Here is a 15,670-nt window from a genome sequence, read left to right on the forward strand (position 1 = left end):
GAGGAACCCGGTGAGAGTCCGGGACGGTCGCGCCACTGTGAGCGGGTTTTCCGCGAGTCAGGAACTCAGGGCGATGGTGTGACGGCCGGGACGCGCAATCCCGGAGAGAGCGAGCACCCATCGTGCACATTGCCGAGGGCTTCCTGCCACCCCTGCACGCCGCGGCCTGGACGGCGGTCGCGGCCCCCTTCGTCATCCATGGCACGCGCTCCGCAGGCCGCATCGTCCGCGAGAATCCCAGCGCGCGTCTGCTGCTCGGGGCGGCCGGCGCCTTCACCTTCGTCCTGTCGGCGATCAAGTTGCCCTCGGTCACCGGGTCGAGCTCGCACCCGACGGGAACAGGCGTCGGTGCCATCCTCTTCCGACCCCCGGTCATGGCGCTCCTCGGCACGATCGTGCTGCTCTTCCAGGCGCTCCTGCTGGCCCACGGCGGCCTGACCACCCTCGGCGCGAACGCCGTCTCGTTGGCCGTCGTCGGCCCGTGGGTGGGGTATGGCCTCTACCGCCTGCTCGAGCGGGCACCGTTGCCGCTCAAGGTCTTTGCCGCCGTCGCCGGAGCGGACCTGGCGACCTACGTGACGACCGCCACCCAGCTCGCGCTGGCCTTCCCCGAAGGGGGTTTCCTCGCGGCCTGGGGCCGGTTCCTGTCGGTCTTCGCGGTGACGCAGGTGCCGCTGGCGATCGTCGAGGGGCTCGTGGGGGTGCTCCTCATCAACACCCTGCTGTCGTGGGCGCGGCCGGAGCTCGAGGATCTCGGTGTCGTGTCGCGGGAGCGGGAGGCGAGCCATGTCTGACGTGGTCGCGCCCACCCGCACGCTCGGCCGCCGAGGTGTCGCGCTCGTCCTCGCCCTGGCCCTCGCGGTCCTCGTCATCGCCGTCCTCGTCGGCGGTCACCGGGGTGACCCCGCCGACCCCTTCGCCGGATCGGACGCCCAGGTCACGAGTCAACTCGAGGATGCCGGCCACACACCGTGGTTCGAGCCGCTCTTCGTCCCCGCCGGGGCGCAGGTCGAGTCGGGCCTCTTCGCGCTCCAGGCCGGCCTCGGCGGTGGCGTCCTCGGCTACACCCTGGGGCGCCTGCGCGGACGGCGTCGGCCATGAGGCTCTCGCTCGACGACGCAGCCTGGTCGTCGCCGTGGCGCCACCGCTCGACGGCGGAGAAGTCGCTCCTGTGCCTCGGCCTGCTGCTCGTCGCCGCGACCACGACGACGCCGGTCGTGGCGATCGTCGTCGGCGTGGTCGTCATCGCGCTCACCCTCGCCGCCGCTCGCGTGCCCGTGCGCACGTGGGCGGCGGCGATGGTCGGACCGCTCGCCTTCGTCGCCCTGGGTGCACTGACCATCGCGGTCACGCTCGGCCCGGCGCGGCCCGGTGACCTCCTGCGGTGGGGACGGATCGGCGTCGACGCCGACGGCCTGGCCCTGGCCGGGCTCGTCGCGTCCAGGGCGCTCGCGGCGACGGCGGCGATGGTCCTGCTGGCGGCGACGACGCCCGTCACCGACATCCTGTCGGGGCTGCGCCGGGCCGGAGTCCCCGAGGTCGCGGTCGACGTCGCCGCGCTGACCTATCGGAGCATCTTTGCCCTGCTCGAGGCCGCGAGCGCCATCCGGGCCGCGCAGGCCGGGCGCCTCGGCTACGCCAGCGGCCGGGCCGCGCGCCGGTCGGTGGGTCAACTCGCCGCCGCCGTCCTCGTGTCCGCCTGGGACCGGGCGCGCCGCCTCGACGAGGGCCTGACCGGGCGGGGCGGTGTCGCCGCCGCGCCGCTCACCGCGGCCCGGCCGGTGTCGGTCCCCTTCGTCGCCGTGAGCGCGGTCCTCGTGGTCGGTCTCGCCGGACTGTCCGTCGTCGGGGGGCTGCGATGACGCACCGCCTCGGCTCCTGGACCCCGCCGGACGACGCCGACACCGCACTGGCCCTGCGCGGCGTGCACGCCCGCTATCCCGGAGCCTCCGCCGACGTCCTCGACTGCGTCAGCCTGACGATCGGGCTGGGCCGGCGCACCGCCGTCCTCGGCGCCAACGGGTCCGGGAAGACCACCCTCCTGCGGGTGCTGTCGGGCGCCCACCGGCCGGCGGCGGGCACCGTCATCTCCGGCGGGCGACCGCTCGATCACGGGCGGCGTGGACTGACCGCCCACCGCCAGCGGGTCCAGCTCGTGACCCAGGACCCCGATGACCAACTCTTCAGCGCCGACGTCCGCGCCGATGTCGGCTACGGACCGACCAACCTCGGTCTGCCGCCGGAGGAGGTCGTCGCTCGCGTCGACGAGGCCCTCGACGTCCTGTCGCTGTGCGACCTCGCGGATCGTCCGGTCCACCGGCTCTCCTTCGGGCAGCGCAAGCGGGTGGCGGTCGCCGGCGCCCTCGCCATGCGGTCGGACGTGCTCCTGCTCGACGAGCCGACCGCCGGCCTGGACCCCGTCGGCGTGGCGGAGATGCTCGACGCCGTCGCCGCCCTCGAGCGGCACGGCACGACCGTGGTCCTCTCGACGCACGACGTCGATCTGGCCTGGCGGTGGGCCGATGAGGTCGTCGTCGTCGTCGACGGCGTCGTGAGTCAGGGGAGCGTGCGGGATGCGCTCGGGGATGCCGACCTGCTCGCCCGAGCCCGCCTCGAGCAGCCGTGGCCGCTGGCCCTGCTCGGGTCGCTCGGGATGGAACCCGCGCAGTACGGGTGGCCGCGCACGCACACCGACGTGGCCGCAGTGCTCGCCCGGGCCGGCGTCACGCCGGTGGCGGGGGAGGCTGGCCGCACCTGAGCTGACTCAGCGGATCAGCGAACCTGCGTCTCATCTGACCTGTGTCTCATCTCACCTGTGTCTCATCTCACCCAGGCGACGCGCGAGATCTCCATCCGCACGGTGCGGCCGGCCCGCACGGTGGCCGTCACCTCGAACCGATCCGCGCCGGTCAGGTCTGCGGTCCGGGGTGCGACGAAGGGGGCCTGGTCCGGCCCCGGTCGCAACGAGAAGGTCTTGGGTCCGGTCCGCTTGCGGTCGCGCGCGTCGAGTCGCCACGTCCACCTCGCGAGCGGTGTCGACCCGCCGCGGGCCGTGACCACCACCTCCTCGACGTCCGCGGGCGCATCCAGCGCGAGCTCGAGCCGGATCCCCTGGACGGGGTCGAGACCAGCGAGCGACAGGGCGACGCCACCCGTCGCGGGGCGACGCAGGAGCGAACGTCGGGCGCCGATCTCGGCCGTCACGACCCCCTTCGGGCCGTCCGCCGGCGTGATCGTCACCCGGGCCGAGCCCGGATGGGGGAGCGGCCCGAACCGGACGGACTCGAGGGGCACATTGTCGAAGTGGGTCGGCTGCGGCGGCAGCGGAGCCACGCTGTCCGCGGGGGTGATGTCGCGCGGGACGTCCCCGTACTCCTGCGCGCCGACGCGAAGTCGATCGAGGCGCTCTCGCGTGCGCCCCTCGGCGGCGTCGAGGCCGCCGGCCCGCGAGGCGAGGACGACGACCCAGTGGTCGGCCAGCGGCTCGACGTGGACGGCCTCGAGGTCGGCGGCGCGCAGCATGGCCTCGAGCCGGTCGGCGGTGAAGATCGACAGGTGGCCCCAGACGTGCTCGATGCGGCCGAGCAGCGGCACGGAGAAGAGCAGGTCGGCCCCGGCGGGCAGGGCCGCGCCCAGCGTGGCGAGGGCCGCCTCCGGGTCGGGGACGTGCTCGATGACCTCGGAGCAGACGACGAGCGAGGCGTCCTCGAGATCGGCCGGGGTCAGCGTGTAGAGGTCCTTCTCGGTGATGGGGCCGAGACGGTCCTCGAGACCGAGCGCCGTGAGCACCCGCGTAGTGCGCTTCACGCAGGCCGGATCGAGGTCCATCGCCCGATAGGAGGTGGCACCGGCCGCGAGCATCCGCGCCCCGACGAACCCCCATCCCGGTCCCACCTCGACGACGCGCTCGCCGGTGAGGACGTGGTCGGAGAACCGCTCCAGCCGGGCACGGTTGGCCGCGTTCTCCTGCACGCTGCGGACGCGTGGCCCGACGAGGCCCTCGGGCAGGGTCCGGTAGTCGCGTCGGCCGCGGGCGATCTCGGCCGCCACGCGGCCGGTGAGCGCGGAGCGGGAGGTCTCCGCGAGTCGGACGAGGTCCCAGTCCGGGGCCGCGGGGGGAGTGGTGCTCGAGCTCGTGGGCTGCGTCACATCGTGGACCGTAACAGCGAACCGAACGCCACGGGCGGAGACGGCGGCGAGGACCGGTTCAGCCCACCGAGCGCGGCGTCCAGACTCGTCCGTCGTCGGTGACGCGTGCGGTCGAGGCGGCGATGACGACGAGGCACCCCATGTCGACGGCCTCGACGTCGAGATCGCCGAGCGTCGTCACCCACGACGACTCCTCGTCGCGGCCGACGTGCCGCGCGACGACGACGACCCGCTCGGGGCCGACCGCGTCGACGAGGAGGTCGCGGGCGGCGCCGAGGGTGTCGGGACGCGAGCGGGAGCGCGGGTTGTAGAGGGCGATCGTCACGTCCCGCGTCGCCAGCGCCGTGAGGCGGTCGGCGAGGACTTCCCACGGCTTGAGGTTGTCGCTGAGGTTGACGAGGGCGTGGTCGCCGCCGAGCACCGCACCGACGAGTGCGCTCGCTGCGTGCGCGGCGGTCACCCCGGGCACGACGCGCACGGGAAGATCGCCATACGCAGGATCGTCCGCCACGGCGGACTCGCGGGCCTCGAAGAGGGCGGTCGCCATCCCGAAGACCCCGGCGTCGCCCCCGGACACGAGCGCGACGTCCTCGCCGCCGCGGGCGAGGTCGAGCGCCAATCGACCGCGGTCGAGCTCGACGGCGTTGCCGGAGGCGTGCCGGGTCAGGCCCTCGCGCTGGGGCACCCGGGCGACGTAGGGGCCGTAGCCGACGACGTGTGCGACGGAGTCGAGCACCGCGCTCGCCTCCGGCGTGACCCACTTCGCCGGTCCCGGGCCGAGCCCGACGACGTGGACGGTGCCGGTCGTGCCGCTGGTGTCGGTGCCACTGGTGTCGGTGCCACTGGTGTCGGTGCCGTTGTCGCTGCCGGTGGGAGCGGCGCTGGTGAGGACCTCGTGCTCGGCCGCGCGTCCGGCCGCATCGGCACGCAATCCCTCGCCGGGCACGACGACGAGCGACATGTACGGCACCCGCCCGGGCTCGACCTCCGCTGCCGGCAGGACGCGCTCGTCGGCCGCCGAGGCGCGCTCGACATAGACGGCCCGCTCGAGGACTCCGGCCTGGCGCAGCGCCTCGCGCACACCGGCGAAGGTGCGACCCAACTTCATGATGACCGCGGCGTCGGTGTCGGCCAGCCGCCGCGCGAGTTCGGGGACCGGGAGGGTGCCCGGCAGCACCGTGAGGGTGTCCTCGTGCCGGCAGAGGCCGGTCGCGACGGCTGCCGTCGCCGCGGACAGCGAGGTGATGCCGGGGACGACCTCGGTGGGGTAGCGCGGACTGAGCCGGTCGTGGACGTACATGAAGGACCCGAAGAAGAGCGGGTCGCCGACGGCGAGCACGACGACGGTCCGCCCCCGCGACAGGTGCACCTCCAGACGCTGCGCGCACTCGTCGTAGAAGTCGGCCAGCGCCCCGTAGTAGCCCAGCGGGTGGTCGGTGAATCCGGTCGTCACCGGATAGCGCAGTTCCTCCTCGATGACGCCCTGGGGGATGAGGTCGGCGGCGATGGCGCGTGCCATGGACTGCTTGCCGGTGCCCGCGTGGAAGGCGATCACATCGGCCTCCGCGATGAGGCGCGCGGCCTTGAGCGTGATGAGCTCGGGGTCGCCGGGGCCGATCCCGACCCCGTAGAAGCGCCCGATCGCGGTGCCGCTCATGCCAGCTCGTCCGGGTTGGCCAGGGCGTTGAGCGCGGCGGCGGCCATGGCGGAGCCACCCCGGCGGCCGTGCACGACGAGCCAGGGCACCTGGTCGCCGCCGAGGTCGTGCTCGGCGAGGGCGACCTTCGACTCGGCGGAGCCGACGAAGCCGACGGGCATCCCGACGATCGCCGCCGGCCGCGGCGCCCCGTCGCGGATCATCTCGAGGAGGTGGAAGAGGGCCGTCGGCGCGTTGCCGATGGCGACGACGCTGCCCTCGAGGCGGTCGGTCCACAGCGAGACCGCGGCCGCGGCTCGGGTCGTGCCCCACGCCGTCGCCAGCGCGGGGACGCGCTCGTCGCGCAGGGTGCAGAGGACCTCGTTGTCGGCGGGCAGTCGGCGTCGGGTGACCCCGGAGGCGAGCATGTTGGAGTCGGTGAGGATGGGCGCCCCGGCGTGCAACGCGGCGCGCGCCGCCGCGGCGACGCCGGCATGACCGGCGATGTCCCGCGTGATGTCGACGTCCCCGGCGGCGTGGATGATCCGGACGGCGGCGCTGTGCAGGCTCGCGGGCAGGCCTGCGAGGTCGGCCTCGTCCCGGATCATGCCGAACGAGCGGCGATAGATCTCCTGCCCGTCGGTGACGTAGTCGTAGCGGCGCTGGGGAGGGCGAAGGGAGTCCATCAGGCCTTCTCGTGTCGGGTGGCAGCGTGCGAGTTGCTGTGTGCGGCAACGATGTCCGCGGCGGAGCTCGGGTTGAGGGCGATCGTGTGCGGCCTCGAAGGTCGCCCGCACGCGCGGTCGCATCCGATGACGTGGATGGGGAGCGCGGGCAGGTCGTGTGTCGACGCATCGAGCACGGTGACCGCCTCGCGGGCCAGTTCGCGGGTGGGCGTGTCGGTCCGTGCGCACGAGGGCGCGCCCGCGCAGGCGGTCACCACCGTCCACGGGGAGTCCGGCGTGACCACGAAGCCCGCCCGCGCGAGCCGGTCGGCGTGGGCCGCGCCGCCGGGCACGACGAGGGTCCGCCACGGGGTCACCTGGACGACGTCGGCGACGTCGATCAGGGCGGCCGTGTGCGTCGCGGTGAGCAGACCGAGCGGGACGAGGGCGACGAGGTCGTCGCCGTGGGGCCCCGGTCGCGGCGGGGCTGCGGGCTCGGTCTGGTCGGCAGGGGAGAGCGGGATGGCCTCGGGCAGCAGCGCGGCGCGCGCCTCGACCGGCAGATCGGTCACGTTCCACGTGCGGGCATCGGGCCGGGCCTCGAGGAACGCGCGCGCCGCGGCGAGCGCGGTCGGGACGAGGAGGTCGTCGGCCAGCGTCACCGCGCGGCCGTCGACGAGGACGCGACCGACCCCCTTCGTCGCCGGAATGGCAGTGCTGTCGAGAACGATCGCCACGTCCCACGGCTCGGCGAGGACGGGACCGCCGGGGCGCGCCACGGCGAAGAGGAACCGGCCCGGCAGTTCGGCGAGACGCGGATCACCAGTCAGGCCCGCGTCGAGGGCCGCGACGAGCGGCTCGAGGTCGTCCCCAAGCGGGTCGGCGACGATGTTGCGGGCACGCTCGTGGGTGGCCGGCGGCATCAATCCCGTGGCCTCGATGCCCTCGACGAAGGGGGTCGGTAGCACCGCGGGCAGCCCCCGCAGCTGGAGGTTCCCACGGGAGGTCAAGGTGACCTCGGGGTCACCGAATCGCATTGCGAGAGAAGCGATCTCGTTGAGTGCGGCGGTCGACACCAGACCGCCCGGCAGTCGCAGCCGGACCATGGCGCCGTCCGCGGCCTGGAAGGGCGCGAGCAGTCCCGGGCAGCGGTCGGCCCCGGTGCGGGGCGGGCTGGCGGACGTCACGGTGGCGCAGCATACGCACTGGGACGGACGCGCCGGCCCTGTCGTCCGACGGGGCGTTAGAGTGCCCGTGGTTGATCCAGTACGGAACCCGGTGCAAGTCCGGGACGGTCCCGCCACTGTGATGCGAGCAGCCGCTCGCCGAGTCAGACACGTCGGGTCGACCACCTGCGCGACACCGTGCAGGTCCGATGACTGCGGGGCGCGGACCCCGCTTGAGGAGCACACTGCCCGTGCCGACGATCGCCCTGCTGTCCACGTCCGACACCGACCTGCTGAGCGCGCGCAGCGCCGGAGCCGACTACGTCGTCGGCAACCCCGCCCGCCTCACCGACGAGCAGATCGCCGAGCGCGTCGCCGGCGCCGACATCGTGCTCGTCCGCTACCTCGGCAGCCCGCAGACCCTCTGGGCCGGCTTCGCCGACCTTCGCCGCGGCCCGGCTCCGCTCGTCGTGCTCGGCGGGACGCAGGAGCCCGACGCCGCGCTGATGGAGCTCTCGTCCGTGCCGACCGGCACGGCCACCGAGGCGCACCGCTACCTCGCCGAGGGCGGCCCGGCCAACCTCGCGGCGCTGCACGCCTTCCTCGGGGACACCCTGCTGCTGACCGGTGAGGTCTTCGAGCCGCCGCTCGCGCTGCCGCTCTGGGGTGAGCTGGACCGGCCGGCGCCGGCACCCCTTCCCGGTGGTGGCCCGCGCCCGCGGGTGGGGATCCTCATCTACCGCGCCCAGTTCGTCGCCGGGAACACGGACTACGCGCACGCCCTCGCCGACGCCGTCGATGCCGCCGGCGGACAGGGCGTCGTCATCCACGCCAGCTCCTTGCGCGACGTCCCCGAGGGCCTCCTCGAGCACCTCGGCACCCTCGACGCGCTCGTCACGACCGTCCTCGCCGCCGGAGGTACGCGCCCGGCGACGGCGTCCGCGGGCGAGGACGACGAGGCCTGGGACGTCGAGCAGTTGGCCGCCCTCGACATCCCCATCCTCCAGGGCCTGTGCCTGACGTGGGGGCGCCAGGACTGGCTGGACTCCGCCGACGGCATGAGCCCGCTCGACGTCGCGACCCAGGTCGCCGTCCCCGAGTTCGACGGGCGGCTCATCACCGTCGCGTTCTCCTTCAAGGAGCTCGACGCCGAGGGGCTGCCGCGCTACGTCGCCGACCCCGAGCGCTGCGCCCGGGTCGCGGGGATCGCCGTCGCCCACGCCCGCCTGCGCTCGACCCCACCGGAGCAGCGCCGGATCGCCGTCGTCCTGTCGGCTTACCCGACGAAGCACTCCCGCCTCGGCAACGCCGTCGGGCTCGACACCCCGGTCTCGACGATCCGGCTGCTGCGCGCCATGCGGGAGGCGGGTTACGACCTCGGTGAGGGCTTCCCCGGGATGGAGCCGCTGCCCGAGGTCGAGGGCGAGGCGCCCGACACGACGAGCGGCAACGCCCTCATCCACGCCCTCATCGCCGCCGGCGGTCAGGACGAGGAATGGCTGACGCAGGAGCAGGTCGAGGGCGCCCAGGTCCGCATCCCGGCCGCGACCTACCGGCCGTGGTTCGACGCGCTGCCGGCCGACCTTCGCGAGGCCATGACCGAGCACTGGGGCGACGCGCCGGGGGAGGTCTTCGTCGACACGACCCGCGACGCCGACGGCGAGATCGTCACCGCGGCGCTCGTGCGCGGCAACGTCGTGCTCCTCGTGCAGCCGCCGCGCGGGTTCGGCGAGAACCCCATCGCGATCTACCACGACCCCGACCTGCCCCCGACGCACCACTACCTCGCGACCTACCGGTGGCTCGAGCAGGAGTTCGGCGCGCACGCCGTCGTCCACGTCGGCAAGCACGGCAACCTCGAGTGGCTCGCCGGCAAGAACCTCGCCATGTCGCCGTCGTGCGGCACCGACGCCGCGCTGGGCAACCTGCCGCTCGTCTACCCCTTCCTCGTCAACGACCCCGGCGAGGGCACGCAGGCCAAGCGCCGCGCGCACGCGACGATCGTCGACCACCTCGTGCCGCCGATGGCCCGAGCCGAGTCCTACGGCGACATCGCGCGGCTCGAGCAGCTCCTCGACGAGTACGGCAACGTCTCGGCGATGGACCCCGCGAAGGCGCCCGCGCTGCGCGGCGAGATCTGGCAGCTCCTGCACGCCGCCCAGATGCACGTCGACCTCGGCCTCGGTGACGACGTCGACCTCGACGACGCCGACGGCTTCGATGACCTCGTCATGCACGTCGACGGCTGGCTCTGCGAGATCAAGGACGTGCAGATCCGCGACGGTCTGCACGTGCTGGGACAGGCACCCGAAGGGGAGGGGCTGGTCAACCTCGTCCTCGCCGTCCTGCGCGCGTCCCAGGTCTTCGCCGGGCAGGTCGGCTCCGTGCCGGGCCTGCGGGCGGCGCTCGGCCTCGTCGAGGATGCCGGCACCGTCGAGACCGACGCGATCGAAGGCCGCGCCCGTCGCCTCGTCGAGGCGCTCGCCGCGGCCGACTGGTCGGCCGACGCCGCGCGCGACGTCGTCGCGCGGGAGGAGCCGGACCTCGACGACACGGCAGCCGAGGAGGTGGCCTCGGTGCTCGCCTTCGCCGCCACCCAGGTCGTGCCGCGGCTCGCGGGCACGACCCGCGAGTTGTCCATGGTGCTGCACGCCCTCGACGGCGGCTACGTGCCGGCGGGACCGAGCGGGTCGCCGCTGCGCGGGCTCGTCAACGTCCTGCCGACCGGACGCAACTTCTACTCCGTCGACCCGAAGGCGATCCCGTCGCGGCTGGCCTACCAGACCGGCAGCGCCATGGCCGACTCGCTGCTGGCTCGCTACCGCGAGGAGACCGGCGAGCTCCCGCGCTCCGTCGGCCTGTCGATGTGGGGCACGAGCGCCATGCGGACGAGCGGTGACGACATCGGCGAGGTGCTCGCGCTCCTGGGCGTCACCCCGATCTGGGACGAGCAGTCCCGGCGCGTCACCGGCCTCGAGCCGATCCCGCTCGCCGAGCTCGGGCGGCCACGCATCGACGTCACCGTCCGTATCTCCGGCTTCTTCCGGGACGCCTTCCCGCACGTCATCGCGCTCCTCGACGACGCGGTCGCGCTCGTCGCGGGGCTCGACGAGTCCGACGAGGACAATTTCGTGCGCGCGCACGCCGCGGCCGACCTCGCGGAGCACGGCGACGAGCGGCGGGCCCGCACGCGGATCTTCGGCTCCAAGCCCGGCAGCTACGGAGCCGGCATCCTCCAGGTCGTCGAGTCGGGGACGTGGCGCAGCGACGACGACCTCGCGCAGGTCTACACCGCGTGGGGCGGCTTCGCCTACGGACGCGACCTCGACGGGGCGCCGGCCAGCGAGGACATGGAGCGCACCTATCGCCGGATCCAGGTCGCGGCGAAGAACGTCGACAATCGCGAGTCCGACATCCTCGACTCGGACGACTACTTCCAGTACCACGGCGGCATGGTCGCGACCGTTCGCGCGCTGACCGGTTCGGAGCCGAAGGCCTACGTCGGCGACTCCACGTCCCCCGACCAGGTGCGCACGCGGACGCTGCAGGAGGAGACGAACCGCGTCTTCCGCTCCCGCGTGGTCAACCCGCGCTGGATCGCCGCGATGCAGCGGCACGGCTACAAGGGCGCCTTCGAGCTCGCCGCGACCGTCGACTATCTCTTCGGCTTCGACGCCACCGCCGGCGTCGTGCACGACTGGATGTATGACCGGATCGCCCAGGACTACGTCCTCGACAAGACGAACCAGGACTTCATGCGGCGGGCCAACCCGTGGGCGCTGCGCGGCATCGTCGAGAAGCTCGCGGAGGCCGCCGACCGGGGACTGTGGGAGGAGCCCGACCCCGAGGTCGTCGCCGCGATGCAACAGGTCTACCTCGACGTCGAAGGGGACCTCGAGGGCGACGAGGACGACGCGTGAGCGGGCCGCAGGGGCACGGCGTCGGGGCGTATCCCCGGCCCGTGCCAACGGTCGGCGACACCACGAGCGCCGCGCAGCGCCGGGACGACCCGGCCGGCTGGGCCATGGGGGAGAACGTGACGGCGGCGCTGGCCGACGTCGTCGCCGGCCGTCGCGACATCCGCCGCTTCCGCCCTGACCCCGTCCCGGAGGATCTCGTGGAGCGGGTCCTCGAGGCGGGCCATCGCGCCCCGAGCGTCGGGCACTCGCAGCCGTGGCGCTTCATCGTCGTCACCGACCCGGCCACGCGTGACCGCGCCGCGCACCTCGCCGACCGCGCCCGGCTCGCGCAGGCCGCGCACCTGTCGTCGGAGCGCGCGGCCCGCATGCTCGACCTCAAACTCGAGGGCCTGCGGGAGGCGCCCGTCGGTGTCGTCGTGGCGTGCGACCGGCGCACGCCCGCGGCGGGCGTGCTGGGGCGGGCGACCTTCCCCGATGCGGACCTGTGGTCCTGCGCGACGGCCATCGAGAACATGTGGCTCACTGCCCGCGCGCACGGCCTCGGCATGGGCTGGGTGACCCTCTTCGAGCCGGCCCACCTCGCCGACCTGCTCGGGCTGCCCGACGGGGTCGAGACCCTCGGATGGCTGTGTCTCGGGTGGCCCGACGAGCGCCCGCCGTCGCCCGGTCTCGAGCGGGCGGCATGGTCGGCGAAGGCGCCGCTGTCCGACGTCGTGCTCCGTGAGCGCTGGCCGGCCGATGAGTCCGCCCCGCGGCAGCCGGTCTCGCACCTGCGCGGCCCGGAGGCGGAGCGTCTCGTGGCGGCCACGGACGCCGCGGACGAGCTGCTCTCGCCGCCGGAGTCCCTCGGTGTCCTCGACCGGGCACTCAACCGCGTCCTCGCGGTCGGGGCCGGCGGCGTCACCGGCGGGACGCTCGTCGTCGCCGCCGCGGATCACCCCGTGACCGTGCGCGACATCAGCGCCTACCCGGCCTCGACGACCCGCGACGTCCTGGCCGCCACCGTCGCCGGGGTATCCCTGGGCGCCGCCACCGCGGCCGGGGCCGGACTGGGCGTGGTCGCCGTCGATGCCGGGGTTGACGGCGACCACGTTGCCGGCAGCATCGACGCGCGGCCCACGGGCGAGCGCGGCGACCTCGTGACGGGCGACGCCCTGACCGACGCCGACGTCGAGGCGCTGGTGGCGCGCGGGCGCGAGATCGGCGTGCGCTCGGCCGAGCGCGGACTGGTCTGTCTCGGTGAGGTCGGCGTCGGCAACACGACCGTGGCCGCCGCGCTCGCCTGCGCCCTCCTCGGTCTCGAACCGCAGGACGCCGTCGGACTGGGCGCCGGGTCGGACGCCGCCATGGTGGCGCGCAAACGCGCCGTCGTCGCTTCGGCGCTCGAGCGGACCGCGGGCGAGCGTGACCCGCTGCGCCTGCTGGCCGCCCTCGGTGGTCCCGAGATCGCCGTGCTGACGGGGGTCGTGCTCGGTGCGGCCGGGGCGGGGGCGCCGGTCGTGCTCGACGGGCTCGCGGCCTCCCTGCCCGGGGTCATCGCGGCGCGACTCGAGCCGGGTGTCCAGGGGCACGTGCTCGCCGGCCACGTCAGCCGCGAACGGGCACACGCGTTGGTGCTGCGCGAGCTCGGCCTCGAGCCGCTGCTCTCGCTGCGGCTGCGCGCCGGTGAAGGGGTCGGCGCCTGTCTCGCCGCGTCGCTCGTCCGGCAGGGCCTGGCGGTCCGGGCCGTCGCGGCCCGCACCGTCTGACGTCGTCCAGACGCCGCGGCAGGGTTGGAGGGCGCAGTCAGGCGGCGCAGTCAGGCGGCGCGGTCAGGCCGACGCCGGCGTCAGCGCGTAGACGTCCATGATCCAGCCGTGGCGCTCGCGCAGTTCCGCACGCAGGGCGACGATGTCGTCGATGACGTCGGCGAGCCGGCCGTGACGCAGCGCCTGCTGGGGCATTCCGACGTAGGCGCCCCAGTGGATCGTCGTGTCGGGGTCGGTGGCGGCGAGTTCGCGGCAGGCGAGGTGGCCGTCGAGCATGACGACGACGGTGCCCAGGGTCAGGTCGGCCTCCGCGGCGGCGCGCCACTGCGCAACGAGGCGTCGACCGGTCGTGATGTGGACGGGCTCGCCGACGCGGTGCAGGACGATGCCGTGGGCGGCGGCCAGCGTCTGGAAGGCGGAGATCCCGGGCATGACCGTCACCTCCGTCGGCAGGCGCTCGGCGATGGCGTCGACGACCCGGATGGTGCTGTCATAGAAGGCGGGATCGCCCCACACGAGGAACCCGACGACGGCGCCCTCGGGGAGTCCCTCGATCACTCGGACGTAGGCGTCGGTCCGGGCCGCGTGCCAAGCCGTCACCGCGGCGGCGTAGTCGGTGCCGTCGCGCTCGGCGTCCGGGCCGCGCTGCGGGTCGGGCACGGTGACGAACTCGTACGGGTGGCCGGCGGGGATGAAGCGCTCGCAGATCGCGCGGCGGACGGCGACCAGCTCGTCCTTCGTCTCGCCCTTGTCCGCGACGAGGAAGACGTCGACCTCGGCGAGGGCGGCGGCGGCCTGGGCGGTGACGTGGTCGGGGGAGCCGGCGCCGATCCCGATGACGTGGATGCGATGGACGGGCTTGGCGGTCATCGGGACTCCAGGGCAAGGGTGAGGACGGCGTCGACGTCGACGTGGGTCTCGAGGGCGTCGGCGAGGGAGTCGATCATCGCCTCGCGGCGGGAGGCGAAGGTCGCCCCGCCCGCCTGCGCGCGCCAGGCCGAACCCGTGGCGGCGGCGACGTCGGCGAGGAAGGCCCGGCGGAAGTCGTCGCCCTCGAGCGTGCCGTGCCAGATCGAGCCGTGGACGGCGCCGACGGCGTGCCCGCCGGGGAACTCGGTGACGTCGGCGCGCTCGCCGGGGGTGACGACCCCGTGGTGGATCTCGTAGCCCTCGACGGGGTGTCCGCGCCACGTGCCCGACGGTCGGGCGAGCACCTTGTCGGCGGCGAAGACGACGCGACCGGGGAGCAGGCCGAGGCCGGCCACCGTTGTCGCAGAGCGACCTTCGCTCATGGTGGTGGTGGCTGTGGTGGTGTCGGTGGCCTCGATCCCGTCGTCGACGATCTCGTCGAGGAGCATTTGGTAGCCGCCGCAGATGCCGAGGACGGGAGCCCCGCGCCGCGCCCGCTCGAGTACGACGTCGGCGAGGCCGCTGGCGCGCAGCCACGACAGGTCCGACGTCGTCGCGCGCGACCCGGGCAGGACGACGAGGTCGGCCTCGCGCACGGTGTCGGCGTCGCGGGTGACCCGGACGTCGAGGCCGGGCTCGGCGGCGAGGGCGTCGACGTCGGTCGCGTTGGACGTGCGGGGGAAGCGGACGACGGCCACGGACAGCCGGCGGTCGGCCGGGACGCCGTCGTCGCTCGTGCCCCACGCGCCGACGGACAGCGCGTCCTCGGAGTCGAGCCAGACGTCCTCGAGCCACGGCAGGACCCCGAAGGACGGCATCCCGGTGCGCCGGGTGATCTCGTCCAGGCCGGGGGTGAGGACGCTGGCATCGCCGCGGAACTTGTTGATGACGAACCCCGCCAGACGGGCGCGGTCCGCGTCGTCGACAAGGGCCCACGTGCCGTACAGCGCGGCGAGGACGCCGCCGCGGTCGATGTCACCGACGAGGACGGTCGGCAGCGAGAACCGTTGCGCCAGACCGAGATTGACGTAGTCACCAGCGCGCAGGTTGATCTCCGCGGGGGATCCGGCCCCCTCGCAGACGACGAGGTCGACCTGGGACGCGAGTTCGTCGTAGGCGGCGAAGGCGGCCTCCGCCAGATGCGTGCGGCCGGTCGCGTATTCGCCCGCGCGCAGTTCCCCGGCGGGTCGGCCTCGGACGATGACGTGCGCGCGCCGGTCGCTGCCGGGCTTGAGCAGGACGGGGTTCATCGCGGAGGTCGCCTCGACGCCGGCGGCCTGCGCCTGGAGGTACTGCGCCCGCCCGATCTCGGCGCCGTCGCGGCAGACCATGGAGTGGTTGCTCATGTTCTGCGCCTTGTACGGCGCGACGGACAGACCACGCCGGGCGAACGCGCGACACAGTCCCGTCACGACGAGGGATTTGCCCGCGTCGGAGGAGGTCCCGGTCACCAGCAGTCCGCTCACGGGGGGTGAGT

At 74.1% G+C, this 15,670-nt stretch carries 12 protein-coding genes and 2 riboswitches; of the genes, 6 read left to right on the forward strand and 6 right to left on the reverse strand.

What is annotated here, in order from left to right; all coding sequences use genetic code 11:
- Window positions 1–67, forward strand: a riboswitch (cobalamin riboswitch).
- 55 nt (window positions 68–122) lie between these two features.
- Genes ACQBAS_RS04065 through ACQBAS_RS04080 form a run of 4 tightly spaced genes read left to right on the forward strand, consistent with a single transcriptional unit; the run spans window position 123 to window position 2,758 of the window.
- Window positions 123–794, forward strand: a complete 672-nt coding sequence (locus ACQBAS_RS04065; RefSeq protein ID WP_427385108.1) for an energy-coupling factor ABC transporter permease — start codon at window positions 123–125, stop codon at window positions 792–794.
- On the forward strand, window positions 787–1,101 hold the full coding sequence (locus ACQBAS_RS04070; RefSeq protein WP_427385109.1) for an energy-coupling factor ABC transporter substrate-binding protein: 315 nt from the start codon (window positions 787–789) through the stop codon (window positions 1,099–1,101). The genes ACQBAS_RS04065 and ACQBAS_RS04070 overlap by 8 nt, the downstream gene beginning before the upstream one ends.
- Window positions 1,098–1,862: a cobalt ECF transporter T component CbiQ gene (gene cbiQ, locus ACQBAS_RS04075; RefSeq protein WP_427385110.1), complete on the forward strand. Its 765-nt coding sequence runs from the start codon at window positions 1,098–1,100 to the stop codon at window positions 1,860–1,862. Before ACQBAS_RS04070 ends, cbiQ begins: the two co-directional genes overlap by 4 nt.
- Entirely contained in the window at window positions 1,859–2,758 is a 900-nt protein-coding gene (locus ACQBAS_RS04080; protein WP_427385111.1) for an energy-coupling factor ABC transporter ATP-binding protein, read from the forward strand. Before cbiQ ends, ACQBAS_RS04080 begins: the two co-directional genes overlap by 4 nt.
- A 62-nt stretch (window positions 2,759–2,820) precedes the next feature.
- Here ACQBAS_RS04080 and ACQBAS_RS04085 read toward each other — a convergent pair whose 3' ends face one another.
- From ACQBAS_RS04085 to ACQBAS_RS04100, 4 genes are read right to left on the reverse strand one after another with little or no spacing between them, the layout of a single operon-like run.
- A complete protein-coding gene (locus ACQBAS_RS04085; RefSeq protein ID WP_427385112.1) occupies window positions 2,821–4,149 on the reverse strand; it encodes a methyltransferase domain-containing protein in 1,329 nt (442 codons plus the stop codon).
- A 58-nt stretch (window positions 4,150–4,207) separates the two neighbouring features.
- Window positions 4,208–5,806, reverse strand: a complete 1,599-nt coding sequence (locus tag ACQBAS_RS04090; RefSeq protein WP_427385113.1) for a precorrin-2 C(20)-methyltransferase — start codon at window positions 5,804–5,806, stop codon at window positions 4,208–4,210.
- The gene (locus ACQBAS_RS04095; RefSeq protein WP_427385114.1) at window positions 5,803–6,471 is read right to left on the reverse strand and encodes a precorrin-8X methylmutase; all 669 of its coding nucleotides are present in this window, start codon (window positions 6,469–6,471) and stop codon (window positions 5,803–5,805) included. The genes ACQBAS_RS04090 and ACQBAS_RS04095 overlap by 4 nt, the downstream gene beginning before the upstream one ends.
- Entirely contained in the window at window positions 6,471–7,637 is a 1,167-nt protein-coding gene (locus ACQBAS_RS04100) for a cobalamin biosynthesis protein CobG (protein WP_427385115.1), read from the reverse strand. The genes ACQBAS_RS04095 and ACQBAS_RS04100 overlap by 1 nt, the downstream gene beginning before the upstream one ends.
- A 55-nt stretch (window positions 7,638–7,692) precedes the next feature.
- Window positions 7,693–7,813: riboswitch (cobalamin riboswitch) on the forward strand.
- 54 nt (window positions 7,814–7,867) lie between these two features.
- On the opposite strand from ACQBAS_RS04100, the gene cobN reads away from it, so the two are divergent.
- Both cobN and bluB read left to right on the forward strand, forming a co-directional pair.
- Entirely contained in the window at window positions 7,868–11,536 is a 3,669-nt protein-coding gene (gene cobN / locus ACQBAS_RS04105) for a cobaltochelatase subunit CobN (RefSeq protein ID WP_427385116.1), read from the forward strand.
- Window positions 11,533–13,284: a 5,6-dimethylbenzimidazole synthase gene (gene bluB, locus ACQBAS_RS04110; RefSeq protein ID WP_427385117.1), complete on the forward strand. Its 1,752-nt coding sequence runs from the start codon at window positions 11,533–11,535 to the stop codon at window positions 13,282–13,284. The genes cobN and bluB overlap by 4 nt, the downstream gene beginning before the upstream one ends.
- Window positions 13,285–13,347: 63 nt before the next feature.
- Here the strand turns inward: bluB and cobF are convergent, their stop codons facing one another.
- Together cobF and ACQBAS_RS04120 are read right to left on the reverse strand one after the other, a co-directional pair.
- The gene (gene cobF, locus ACQBAS_RS04115; protein WP_427385118.1) at window positions 13,348–14,154 is read right to left on the reverse strand and encodes a precorrin-6A synthase (deacetylating); all 807 of its coding nucleotides are present in this window, start codon (window positions 14,152–14,154) and stop codon (window positions 13,348–13,350) included.
- A complete protein-coding gene (locus ACQBAS_RS04120) occupies window positions 14,151–15,659 on the reverse strand; it encodes a cobyric acid synthase (RefSeq protein WP_427385119.1) in 1,509 nt (502 codons plus the stop codon). The genes cobF and ACQBAS_RS04120 overlap by 4 nt, the downstream gene beginning before the upstream one ends.
- Between the last annotated feature and the right edge of the window lie 11 nt (window positions 15,660–15,670).

This window comes from Janibacter zhaoxuefangae, from assembly GCF_050271985.1.
GTDB lineage: Bacteria > Actinomycetota > Actinomycetes > Actinomycetales > Dermatophilaceae.

Excerpts from the sequence above, each read along its gene's own strand:
- ACQBAS_RS04070 (WP_427385109.1), top strand. The coding sequence starts at position 787 with ATGTCTGACGTGGTCGCGCCCACCCGCACGCTCGGCCGCCGAGGTGTC.
- cbiQ (WP_427385110.1), top strand. The coding sequence starts at position 1,098 with ATGAGGCTCTCGCTCGACGACGCAGCCTGGTCGTCGCCGTGGCGCCAC.
- ACQBAS_RS04080 (WP_427385111.1), top strand. The coding sequence starts at position 1,859 with ATGACGCACCGCCTCGGCTCCTGGACCCCGCCGGACGACGCCGACACC.
- ACQBAS_RS04090 (WP_427385113.1), bottom strand. The coding sequence starts at position 5,806 with ATGAGCGGCACCGCGATCGGGCGCTTCTACGGGGTCGGGATCGGCCCC.
- ACQBAS_RS04095 (WP_427385114.1), bottom strand. The coding sequence starts at position 6,471 with ATGGACTCCCTTCGCCCTCCCCAGCGCCGCTACGACTACGTCACCGAC.
- cobF (WP_427385118.1), bottom strand. The coding sequence starts at position 14,154 with ATGACCGCCAAGCCCGTCCATCGCATCCACGTCATCGGGATCGGCGCC.